This is a genomic window from Mammaliicoccus sp. A-M4, assembly GCF_022386955.1.
Taxonomy (GTDB): domain Bacteria; phylum Bacillota; class Bacilli; order Staphylococcales; family Staphylococcaceae; genus Mammaliicoccus; species Mammaliicoccus lentus.
In genome coordinates this window covers 51837-64748 of record NZ_JAJNHH010000004.1, presented here as the reverse complement: position 1 = coordinate 64748, position 12912 = coordinate 51837, and the positions used below count along the sequence as shown (strand labels likewise).

8 protein-coding genes are annotated in these 12912 nt (G+C 31.4%); 6 read left to right on the top strand and 2 right to left on the bottom strand.

From position 1 onward, the window contains the following. Window positions 1-33: 33 nt before the first annotated feature. Window positions 34-1593, top strand: a complete 1560-nt coding sequence (alsT, locus tag LQ682_RS05160; protein ID WP_239723969.1) for a glutamine transporter AlsT — start codon at window positions 34-36, stop codon at window positions 1591-1593. Between the two features lie 140 nt (window positions 1594-1733). Here alsT and LQ682_RS05155 read toward each other — a convergent pair whose 3' ends face one another. Continuing rightward, window positions 1734-2717: a DUF1002 domain-containing protein gene (locus tag LQ682_RS05155; protein WP_070045235.1), complete on the bottom strand. Its 984-nt coding sequence runs from the start codon at window positions 2715-2717 to the stop codon at window positions 1734-1736. 98 nt (window positions 2718-2815) lie between these two features. Between LQ682_RS05155 and glcT the strand changes: the two genes are divergently transcribed. The 5 genes from glcT to mprF all read left to right on the top strand — a co-directional run bounded on the left by glcT (window position 2816) and on the right by mprF (window position 12220). After that, window positions 2816-3652 carry a glucose PTS transporter transcription antiterminator GlcT gene (glcT, locus tag LQ682_RS05150; RefSeq protein WP_239723967.1) on the top strand — a complete coding sequence of 279 codons (837 nt, stop codon included), beginning with the start codon at window positions 2816-2818 and terminating at the stop codon, window positions 3650-3652. Between the two features lie 118 nt (window positions 3653-3770). Continuing rightward, the gene (gene ptsG / locus LQ682_RS05145) at window positions 3771-5837 is read left to right on the top strand and encodes a glucose-specific PTS transporter subunit IIBC (RefSeq protein WP_218729306.1); all 2067 of its coding nucleotides are present in this window, start codon (window positions 3771-3773) and stop codon (window positions 5835-5837) included. Window positions 5838-6106: 269 nt separating this feature from the next. Further along, a complete protein-coding gene (gene ptsG / locus LQ682_RS05140) occupies window positions 6107-8134 on the top strand; it encodes a glucose-specific PTS transporter subunit IIBC (RefSeq protein WP_016999576.1) in 2028 nt (675 codons plus the stop codon). A 209-nt stretch (window positions 8135-8343) separates the two neighbouring features. Further along, window positions 8344-9495 carry an AI-2E family transporter gene (locus LQ682_RS05135; RefSeq protein ID WP_082892512.1) on the top strand — a complete coding sequence of 384 codons (1152 nt, stop codon included), beginning with the start codon at window positions 8344-8346 and terminating at the stop codon, window positions 9493-9495. A 175-nt stretch (window positions 9496-9670) separates the two neighbouring features. Next, on the top strand, window positions 9671-12220 hold the full coding sequence (mprF, locus tag LQ682_RS05130; RefSeq protein WP_070045232.1) for a bifunctional lysylphosphatidylglycerol flippase/synthetase MprF: 2550 nt from the start codon (window positions 9671-9673) through the stop codon (window positions 12218-12220). Between the two features lie 20 nt (window positions 12221-12240). Here the strand turns inward: mprF and LQ682_RS05125 are convergent, their stop codons facing one another. After that, on the bottom strand, window positions 12241-12858 hold the full coding sequence (locus tag LQ682_RS05125; protein ID WP_239723966.1) for a DedA family protein: 618 nt from the start codon (window positions 12856-12858) through the stop codon (window positions 12241-12243). Window positions 12859-12912 lie beyond the last annotated feature (54 nt).

The window sequence follows — 12912 nt, the reverse complement described above, 5'->3', positions numbered from 1 at the left end:
TAGACTAATTTTATTTAGAATTGAGGGATTTGTTTGAAAGACTTTGATAGTTATATCCCAAGTTGGTTTCATGACTTTGTTCAATGGGGTAATGATTTAATTTGGACGCAAAACTTAATTTTCTTACTTTTACTGGCAGGAGTATTCTTCACAATTAGTTCTAGAGTTGTACAACTTAGATGGCTGCCAGAAATGTTTAGAATTATTTTTGAAAAGCCAGAAACACTTGAAGATGGGAAAAAAGGTATATCATCTTTCCAAGCATTTGCAATTAGTGCGGCTTCACGCGTAGGTACTGGTAATATTGCCGGTGTAGCTACAGCTATCGTTCTTGGTGGACCTGGTGCTGTATTCTGGATGTGGGTTATTGCATTTATCGGTGCAGCCAGCGCATTCTTTGAAGCTACTTTAGCTCAAGTATATAAAGTAAAAGATGAAGAGGGCGGTTTTAGAGGCGGCCCAGCATACTACATAGAACGTGGACTTGGTCAAAAATGGCTAGGTGTTATCTTTGCAGTATTAATTACAGTTACTTTTGCATTTGTATTTAATACTGTGCAATCTAATACAATTGCTGCATCTTTAAATGAGCAATATGAATTTTCGAATATTATAACAGGTGTTATTTTAGCTATTATAACTGGGATTGTTATTTTTGGTGGTGTTAGAAGTATTGCAACAGTATCTTCTTTCATCGTTCCAATTATGGCAGTCGGTTACATTATATTAGTAGGCTACATCTTAGCGATGAATGTTGATCAAATTATTCCAATGTTACAAAACATCGTAAAAAGTGCTTTTGGATTACACCCAGCATTTGGTGGTGCAATTGGTTTTGCATTAATGCAAGGTATTAAACGTGGGTTATTCTCAAACGAAGCTGGTATGGGTTCTGCAGCAAACGCCGCAGCAACTGCAGCCGTAAGTCACCCAGTAAAACAAGGTTTAATTCAATCATTAGGTGTATTCTTTGATACATTAATTATTTGTTCAGCTACTGCAATTATGTTATTGCTATATACTGACTTACAATTTGGAGCAGATGCAGAACAAGGTGTAGCAGTTACACAACAAGCTTTAACAACACATGTAGGTGAGTTTGGTGGTATATTCTTAACTATTGCAGTATTTATGTTTGCATTCTCGTCTATTATTGGTAACTATTACTATGGACAAGCTAATATTGAATATTTAACGAAAAATAAATTTATAATGTTTATTTTTAGATTATTAGTTGTTGGAATGGTATTCGTTGGTTCAGTTATACAAGTACAAACTGTTTGGGATACTGCAGATTTATTTATGGGATTAATGGCGGTTATTAATATCGTAGCATTATTCGGTCTAGCTACAGTCGTGTTTGAAGTAGCGAAAGACTATCGAGACCAAAGAAAACGTAAATTAAATCCAGTATTTAAAATAGAAAACTTAAAAGCAAACTTCAGTAATATTGAAGCTTGGGGCAATAACCCATATAGTAGAAATGAAGATACAGCAGTGAAAAAGAAAAATAAGCCAACTGTAGATTCAGAAGAAGAAAATGTTTCAGAAAATAAAGACGAAACTTTAAATGATGATAAGAAAGATCAATAATTATCATTTATAAAAAATGAATGAAAATGTTACTTAGGACTGCCGAGAAAATCGGCAGTCTTTTTTATGTTTTGAATGTAAAAATGAGGCTGAGACATGTATTTATGTCCCAGCCTCATTATTCTGTATATTCACTAAAATTATTTAAATAAATTAGCGATTGAATTAAAGATATCTTTAATTGCGTTGACGATTTTATCCCATAGTCCTTCGTCTTGTAATTTATCTTTAATGTTATTTCCTAAGTCTTCTGCTTTTTTCTTAGCATTTTTGAAATCATCTGACTTAACTATGTCATTAACATAATCTTTAGAGTTCTTAATAAAGTCTTTAGCATTTTCTCCATCGAAAATACCGTCTTTTTGAGCACTATCGATTACATTAACAATTTTGTTAACTTGATTTTCATTAATGATGTTTGTTAATCCATTATCTTCAATTTTTTGATTTACGATATTTGTAATTTCAGTTACTGAAACGTTTCCAGATTTTTCTGCAACTGCTTGTTTAGATTCTGCCACTGTCTTGTTAAGTTGTGATTGAGAGAATCCTTCTTGACCTTTATTCTCTTCAGATATCTCGTTTATTGTAGATAGCTCTTCTTGTGCTACTTGTGTTCTGTTTGAATCTATAGATTCACCTTGTGCTTCGAAGGCTTTATAAACCCCTGCAAGTGCACTTTCTCCTGTAACATCTTCACTTGACGCGATTGTAACGTCAGCATCTTTAATACCAGCTGTCATTAGAGCATTTTTGTAAGTATCTTCTGTAACTTTAGTGATTTGACCTTGATCTTGGTTGATTGTTAAATTCAAGCCACTACCTTTAGAAGTTTTCGTTATACGAATGCTAGATTTGAGTACATCGTTTGATGACTGCATATTCAAGTATTTATTTAAATCTTCAGCATTAACATATGTTGTTTTATCACTGTTTTTTGTACCTAAAAGATTTGAAGTTGTTTCTTTAGATGAAGGATTATTCTCTAAAGCTGCTCCATAAACAGTAACTGCGTTATCCCAAGCTTCTTCAGTTACTGCTTGAGCTTGTTGCTTCGGATAAAAAATAGTAGCAATAACTAAAACGGATAGTATAGAAATAATGTATGTTTTTAAGTTTCTCACATGACTCACGTCCTATAAATTTATTGATATATTATATCTATCATTATATTAGCATCAATTGTATAATATGTAATAGGTCTTCAGAATGAGGTTTTTATATGGGAAAATATATTATCGAAAAAACACTCAATAATAATGTGTTAGTTGCTAACTATTATCAAAAAGAAGTAATTTTAATAGGCAAGGGGATTAGTTTTGGTAAAAAACAAGGTGAAGAAATTGATACAGATTTAATAGAGAAAGTTTACTTATTAGAATCTGAGAGAGATAAAGATAGATATACACAGTTATTAAACGGAACGAGTGAACACGTATTTAATACAATATTAGAAGTAGTAAATGGAATTGATAAACAGTTGGGCGGTAGTGTAAGTGAAAAAACGCTCATTTCATTAACTGATCATATTGTATTTGCAATAAAGCGAATAGAAGAAGGCATTCATGTTCATAATCCATTTTTAAAAGAGACAGAAGTGCTTTATCCAAGGGAATATCAAATTGCTGAAAACGCTGTTAAAGCTTTAAATCAAAAGTTAGATTTACAGTTTATTGAGTCAGAAGCTGGATTTATAGCATTACATATCCATTCAGCTGAAGAAAATCATTCACTTAACGACATAAATAATATAAAACAAATTATACAGAAGTCAATTATTATGATAGAAGAGGGCCTTGAAGTTAATATAGATAAGAATAGTATTAATTATAGTCGTTTTGTAAGACACTTACATTTTGCGATTCAAAGAGTCTTAGCAGATGAAAGAATTCCGGATGCAACTGATATTGAATTGTTATTGAAAGCGCAATATCCACTGTGCTATAATATTGCTGTAAAGATAGTGAAGATGATGCAAACACAGTTAAAGAGGCCAGTTTATGAATCTGAATTAGCATATTTAACAATGCACATCCAACGCTTTAATAATAACTTATAAATTGCGTGTTACTGTTTCGTCAGGCATGAGCAAATAAACATTACCTTATGGTAGGTTTCTTGCTCATGCCTTTTTTTGTGCTGTAATTTATTGAGTTAAACAATGGGAGGGTTTTACAATGTTTAAGAAATTTTTTGGTCAATTACAACGTATTGGGAAAGCTTTAATGTTACCAGTTGCAATATTACCTGCAGCGGGAATTTTACTTGCGTTTGGTAACGCAATGAAAAACGCTCAATTTATTGAAATTGCACCTTGGTTAAAAACAGATATTATTGTAATGATTGCATCTGTTATGGAGTCTTCAGGTCAAATTATATTTGATAATTTACCTTTACTCTTTGCTATTGGTACTGCTTTAGGTTTAGCTGGAGGAGATGGCGTAGCAGGTTTAGCAGCGTTAGTAGGTTATCTTATTATGAATACTACAATGGGTGTTATAAAAAGCATTACAATAGATAACATATACTCTTATAGTAAAGGGGCTGAAACACTTAGCCAAGCTGCTAGAGAGCCATCACATGCATTAGTTCTAGGTATACCAACACTACAAACAGGGGTATTTGGTGGTATTATAATGGGGGCTTTAGCAGCCTGGTGCTATAACAAATATTTCAACATAAATTTACCACCATTTTTAGGGTTTTTCGCAGGTAAACGATTTGTTCCAATTATTACATCTGTAGTAGCCATCGTTACAGGTATTGTTTTGTCATTTGCTTGGCCACCGATACAAGAAGCTTTAAATAACTTATCTACATTTTTATTAGGTAAAAATTTAGCTTTAACGACATTTATATTTGGAATTATTGAGAGATCTTTAATTCCATTTGGACTACATCATATTTTTTATTCGCCGTTTTGGTTTGAATTCGGAAGTTATGTAAATAAAGCTGGAGAATTAGTTCGTGGAGATCAAAGTATATTTATGGCACAAGTTAAAGATAAAGTACCATTTACAGCTGGGGCATTTACTACTGGTAAATATCCATTTATGATGTTTGGTTTACCAGCGGCTGCATATGCTATATATCGTCAAGCTCGTCCAGAACGCAAAAAAGTTGTCGGTGGATTAATGTTGTCTGCGGGGCTTACTTCATTCTTAACGGGTATTACAGAGCCATTAGAATTCTCATTCCTATTCGTTGCACCAGTTTTATATGGAATACATGTTATATTAGCAGGTACTTCATTTTTAGTGATGCATTTATTACATATTCAAATAGGTATGACGTTCTCTGGTGGATTTATTGATTACGTATTATATGGATTATTAAACTGGGATCGCACCAACGCAATATTAGTTATTCCAGTAGGTATCATTTATGCATTAATTTATTATTTCTTATTTACGTTCGCAATTAAGAAATTCAATTTGAAAACACCCGGAAGAGAAGATAAAGAAACAGAATCACGTAATAGTTCAGTATCAGAATTACCATTTGATGTGTTAGAAGCAATGGGTGGTCAAAATAACATCAAACATTTAGATGCTTGTATTACAAGATTACGTGTAGAAGTTTTAGATAAAACGAAAGTTGATAAATCAGAACTTAGAAGTTTAGGTGCTTCAGGTGTACTTGAAGTAGGTAATAATATTCAAGCGATATTTGGGCCTAAGTCCGATCAAATAAAACATGATATGGGACGTATTATTTCAGGTGAAATTACGAAACCTAGTGAAACGACAGTTACGGAAGAAGGAGATAAAGAAAGTTTAGCTATTTTAGCTGAAGGCGGTGCAACGATTTATTCTCCTATTAAAGGTGAAATCATAGATATTAGTGAAGTGCCAGATAAAGTGTTTTCCGAGAAAATGATGGGTAATGGCATAGCAATTATTCCAGAAACAGGTGAAGTTGTAGCACCATTTGATGGTAAACTAAAAATGACATTCCCTACTAAACACGCTATTGGACTAGAATCAAAAGAAGGTATTGAGCTGTTAATTCATTTTGGTCTAGAAACTGTTCAGTTAGAAGGTCAAGGATTTGAAATATTAGCAGAAGCTGATACTGATATTATTAAAGGCCAACCTCTAATGAAAGTTGATTTAGATTATATTAAAAAACATGCAGATAGCACAGTCACACCAATTGTCGTGACAAATTTAGAAGGTTCAACGTTGGAGATATTAACTAATGGACACATTGACCAAGGAGATAAAATATTTTTAGTGAAATAAAAAGGATAAAGAAATTTGTCTCAGGAGCCCATACTTTGTTACACGTGTTTTCATAAAAAATATTATTGAAAGCGTAATCTTATCGTGCTATAATAAGTCGGTAGATAAAGTGTAGAAAAATATTCAACACTTAAATAATAACTTATAAATTGCGTGTTACTAATACGATTAGGCATGAGCAAATAAAATGTACCCAAGGGTATGTTTATTTGCTCATGCCTTTTTTAGTGCCATAATTTATAAAGTTCAAAATACAGGAGGGTTTTATAATGTTCAAGAAGTTCTTTGGTCAGTTGCAACGTATTGGTAAAGCATTAATGTTACCAGTTGCGATTTTACCAGCAGCAGGGCTGTTGTTAGCTTTTGGGTCAGCTATGCAAACGCCTAACTTAGTTGAAATAATGCCGTTCTTAACAAATGATACGGTTGTTATGATTTCTGATTTAATGCAGAGTGCTGGTAGTATTATATTTGATAATTTACCTATGCTATTCGCTATGGGTGTAGCAATTGGTTTAGCAGGTGGAGACGGTGTTGCAGCTATAGCAGCATTCGTAGGTTACTTAGTTTTAAATATGACTATGGGTCAATATTTAGGTATCACAGCTGATGATATTAATGCTGAGAACCCTGGTAATGCTTTAGTACTTGGTATCCCAACGTTACAAACAGGGGTATTCGGCGGTATCATCATTGGTGCTTTAGCAGCATGGTGTTATAACAAGTTCTATAACATTACGTTACCATCATACTTAGGTTTCTTTGCTGGTAAGCGTTTCGTACCAATCGTAATGGCTGCATCATCATTCCTATTAGCGTTTTTAATGGCTTGGATTTGGCCACACGTTCAATATGGATTAAACGAATTCTCATCTAGTTTAATCGATGCAAATACTGGATTAGCAGTATTCTTATTCGGATTTATTAAACGTCTGTTAATTCCATTCGGTTTACATCATATTTTCCATGCGCCATTCTGGTTTGAGTTTGGATCATATACTACAGCAGCAGGGAAAGTTGTACACGGAGATTTATCAATTTTCCAAGCGCAAATTGCTGATAATGTAAGTTTAACTGCTGGTAAATTTATGCAAGGTGAATTCCCAGTTATGATGTTCGGGTTACCTGCAGCAGCATTAGCAATTTACCATACAGCTAAACCTGAAAACAAGAAAGTAGTTGCTGGTTTAATGGGTTCAGCAGCACTTACATCATTCTTAACAGGTATTACGGAACCATTAGAATTCTCATTCTTATTTGTAGCACCATTATTATTCTTTATTCACGCAATATTAGACGGATTATCATTCTTAATTTTATATTTATTAGATTTACATCTAGGTTATACATTCTCAGGTGGATTCATTGATTTCTTCACATTTGGAATCTTACAAGGTAAAACAGCATGGTGGCTAGTAATCCCAGTTGGTTTAGTATACGCAGTTATTTACTACTTTGTGTTTAGATTCTTTATTTCAAAATTCAATTACAAAACACCTGGTCGAGATGATGCAGAACAAAAAACAACAACTGTATCTAATAGTGAATTACCGTTCTCAGTTTTAGAAGCAATGGGTGGTCAAGATAACATTAAACATTTAGATGCTTGTATTACCAGGTTACGTGTAGAAGTTCAAGATAAAGACCAAGTTGATAAATCTGAACTGAAAAGTTTAGGTGCTTCAGGTGTACTTGAAGTAGGTAATAATATTCAAGCGATATTTGGACCTAAATCAGATCAAATTAAACATGACATGGCACGTATTATTTCAGGTGAAATTACGAAACCAAGCGAAACAACAGTTACAGAAGAAGGCAATCAAGAAAATGCTGAAATTCTAGCTGAAGGAGATGCAACAATTTATTCTCCTATTAAAGGTGAAATCATTGATATTAGTGAAGTACCAGATAAAGTTTTCTCTGAAAAAATGATGGGTGACGGCATAGCTATCATTCCAGAAACAGGCGAAGTTGTAGCACCATTTGACGGTAAACTAAAAATGACATTCCCTACAAAGCACGCTATTGGTTTAGAATCAACTGAAGGTGTGGAATTACTAATTCATTTCGGTTTAGAAACTGTTAAATTAGAAGGTCAAGGATTTGAAATATTAGCAGAAGCAGAAACTGATATTATTAAAGGACAACCTTTAATGAAAGTAGATTTAGACTATATTAAAGAGCATGCAGATAGCACAGTAACACCGATTGTTGTAACAAACCTTAATGATTCTAAGTTAGAAACATTAGTTAAAGGAAAAGTAGAACAAGGCGATAAAATTTTTATTGTTAAATAGAATATATAAAGAGAAGAATCTTCAAATAGATTCTTCTCTTTTTTATTTTTTATGATAAATCATAAAATTATTATGTAAACTATTGATGTAAAATTTTACTGTTAAACTTCGTCGATTAGGGTATAATAGACTATAAATTAATACAAGGAGGGCTATTCTTGGAAAAAGAATCACGAAGTCGAGGTTCGAACGGTAAAGAAACAAGATTTATGAGATTTTTTGGAGGCCGAGATATTTATTTTATTTTAGGTCTGCTTATACTCATTGGTTTAACGGTATTTATATTCCAAAAAGTTTCATTTATTTTCGAACCATTAATCACAGTAACGACAACTTTAATTGGCCCAATTATCGTTGCGTTTATAGCATTTTATTTATTTAATCCAATAGTAAACTTTATGGAAAGGATGAATATTTCACGATTATGGGGAATCCTTATTTTACTACTTATTATCATTGCAGGTATTACGTTTATAGTTACTTTATTGATTCCAGTCGTACAGCATCAAATAGAAAGCTTTTCAAAAAACTTACCTACATATATAGATGAGTTTAGCGATAAAATTAAACAGTTATCCAAAAATTCGTTTATAGCGGATTATTACACTCAAGCTCAAAATTGGTTACAACAAAACTTTAGTGATATTCCTAAAAAAATATCAAATTCAGTAGGTAGTTTCGGAGACAAATTCCAATCATTTGTTTCTACTATTACGCATGTTGTTGTTATTATAGCGACATTCCCATTTGTGTTATTTTTCTTATTGAAAGATGGAGAAAAATTTAGAAACTATTTCATTAGTTTAATGCCTCCTAAATTTAGAAGAGATACACATGATTTAATTGATAAAATGAACCTTCAAGTTGGTTCATATATTCAAGGACAAATGATTGTAGCATTCTGTATTGGTGTATTACTATTTATTGGCTATTCAATCATTGGACTTGATTACGCATTAACATTAGCAAGTATTGCTGCTGTGACAAGTGTAGTGCCTTATTTAGGGCCTATGATAGCTATTTCACCAGCAATAGTATTGGCAGCGATTGATTCACCATTTATGCTACTTAAACTTGCAATCGTTTGGGCAGCAGTACAATTTTTAGAAGGGCATTTTATTTCGCCAAATATTATGGGTAAAACGATGAAAATTCATCCACTTACAATTATATTTGTATTGTTATGTGCAGGTAATTTAGCTGGCATAATAGGTGTTATTCTAGGAATTCCAGCATATGCTATTATTAAAGTAGCTGTAACACACGTATTTACTTTATTTAAACGTAGATATAATAAATATTATAAAGATGATTCAGGACCATATGAAATAGAAGATAATAAGGTAATAAAAGAAAATTAATGATCTTCTATCATAAATCTAATTAAGAAAAAGTAAGACTAGCAGTGAAGAATTCTAATACAATGGAATTCTTCACTGCTTTTTTATATGTAATAGCTTTGAATCTATATATGAATACAAATTTATTGAATTTTATGGTATTATTTGGTAGAAGAAATGATTAAGAGGTCGAAATATGAAATTATTAAATAGTAAGAGCATTATTTCGTTTTTAAAAATTCCATTTATATGTCTAGTGTTTATAGTCGTCATTTATATTCTACATAATGAAATATCTAAAATTAACTTTAAAAAGACATTTGTGTTATTTAGAGAAATGGATACATTTATATTTGTCGGTATTGTTATTTTAGGTGTACTATCTGTCCTAATATTATCTTTATATGACGTTATGTTAAAGCAATCATTAAAAATTAAACTACCGCTACATAAAATTTTATCAATCAGTTTCATCATTAATACTTTTAATAGCATTTTAGGATTTGGCGGATTAATAGGTGCTGGAATTAGAATTTATTCATATAGAAATGAAGTCCAAGATAGAAAGGTGCTCATCAAGAGTGTGTCTTTATTATTACTTTCTATGTTAAGTGGGCTGAGTTTATTATGTTTATTAATTGTTCTGCATTTATTTAAAGTCGATGCATTATTAGATAATATTTCATGGGCTAAAATTGTTTTATACATCGGCAGTGCTTTTTTACCGATATTTATAATTTTTTCAATTTTAAAGCCTTCCACTGAGCAAGATAGATTATTAGGTGTTAAGTTCACAATAGTTTCAGCTTTCGAATGGTTAGCGGCGAGCTTTTTACTATATGTTATTTTACTGGCTCTAAATGTTCATGTAGATTATTCACATTTAGTAGGTATATTCGTTATTGCAGCTTTATCAGGACTAATGAGTATGATTCCAGGTGGATTTGGTGCTTTTGATTTAGTAATATTATTAGGCATTAAATCGTTAGGCGTACCAGAAGAACAAGTTCTATTGGCTTTATTACTGTATAGAATTGTTTATTATTTCTTTCCATTTATTATTGCTCTTGGACTGTCTACATTCGAGTTTGGGAGTATTATTAGAAAGTATATCGAAGAAAGCAAATTCTATACGCCTGCGATGGATACAACTTCATTTATTAAAGCTATTCAAAGAGATTTATTGACGAAAATTCCTTCTATCGCATTAGGATTATTAGTCGGAATAACTGGGTTTGTTTTATATTTTAATCATGTATTTATTTTATATGATGCTATTTATTCTCATCATTATACGTTTTATTCTATTTTACTAGCTTTACATACCGCTGCGACACTGCTTTTACTTATTTGTTCTAAAGGTGTAATGTCCGGGACAATGCGATCCACATTAATGAGTATTATATCAACGCTAGTATTAATGTTCGTGTCGATTTTAACGAACGGTACAATTATTGCATTTTTATGGTTAGCAATATTATTAATATTGTTATTTATAGGTTATAAGAATGCAAATGTCGTTAAAAAAATCGTTACACCTATAAAAATTTTGCTAAGTGGCTTACTCATTCTTGTCATGTTTATTTTCAACAGAATAATCACAGTGAATTATTTAAATTTATATCCACATGAAGTTACAAAATTTGATAAATATGCCGTATTTAGTCTGTTTATAGTTGTACTCGTATTATTATTACTTCTAGGAACAGTCATAACATTTATACTTTCTAAAAATAATCAAAGAAATTTAACTAAAGGTTTTAATTTTAAAACGATTGAAAATATCATTCAAAAATATGAAGGCTCTTACGTGAGTCATCTAGCATTTACAGGCGATAAACAATTTTTTGTAAACGAAGATGAAGATGTATTTATTATGTATCGTCAAACAATGAATGCCGTCATTGTATTAGGTGATCCTATCGGAAATGAAGATAAATTTTCTGAAGTGTTAACTAAATTTTATGATCAAATGTATTTTTTAGGTAGAGATATCATTTTTTATCAAGTACAAACTAAATTACTTTCTTTATACCATGAATATGGAAATGTATTCTTTAAACTTGGTGAAGAAGCACTCATTAACCTAGATACATTTACCTTATCTGGAAAAAAGAAAAGAGGTATGCGCGCAACATATAATAAACTTGAAACTGAAGGTTATCGCTTTGAAATTTTAGAGGCGCCATATAGTGAAGAAGATATTCAAATGATGAAAACTATAAGTGATAATTGGTTAAATGGTAAAAAAGAAATGAACTTTTCAGTAGGCGCTTTTAATTTAAATTATTTAAATAAAGCTCCAATTGCTGTTATACGTCATGAAGCATATGGTATCGTAGGATTTTGTTCATTAATGTATACAAATTATAATCAGTCGATATCGATTGATTTAATTAGATGGAATAAAGATATTGATATAGCAGTGATGGATGCACTATATATTCACATGTTGCTTTGGGCTAAAGAACAAGGCTATAAACAATTTAATATGGGTATGGCTACATTATCAAACGTAGGTTATAACAAATATGCATACTTAAGAGAGAAATTTGCTGCTAAAGTTTTTGAAAATATGAACGGTATATATAGCTTCCAAGGTTTAAGAAATTACAAACAAAAATACCACCCAGATTGGGAACCAAGATTTCTAGTCTATAAAAAGTATAGTTCATTATTATGGAATTTAATAAGAGTGAGTTTAACGATAAATTATAAAATAAAAAATAACGATAACACCAAATAGCGAGGTGTTATCGTTATTTTTTAATCTGCACGTGTTTCTTTTATACGTTTAAACCAACGATATAGAACATATAATACAATAATCGCAATAATGAAGATAAATAATTTAGAATATATACCTGCGAATTCAATTATTTTATGCCAATGACTTCCTAATGTCATGCCTAATACAATCAGTAGTATATTCCACATACCGGTACCGATTGCTGTTAATACAATGAATAAAGGTATATTCATTTTTGTGATTCCTGCAGGTAAAGATATCAAAGTTCTTACTATAGGAATAAATCTTCCGATAAATATAGCCCAATTTCCGTACTTATTTAGCCAAGTAATTGTTTTATCTAAATCTTTAGTTTTAATTCCTATATACTTACCATGCTTATGTATTAAACGATATATACGTTCTTCGCCAATCCAAGCACCGATGCCATATAATACTAACGCGCCAAGCACCGCTCCAACAACTGCTAATATACATACGACGACAATACTTAAATTAGATTGTGTTGTCATAAATCCTGCAAATGTTAATATAATTTCAGAAGGGAAGGGATGTATAATATATTCTAAAAACACGAGTATAAAGATACCTACGTATCCATATTGGGTCATAAAATCAGTAATCCATTGTTCCATAATTAACTCCTTATGTAATGATTCATGTCAAAAATATAATTAACTTTAAACAGA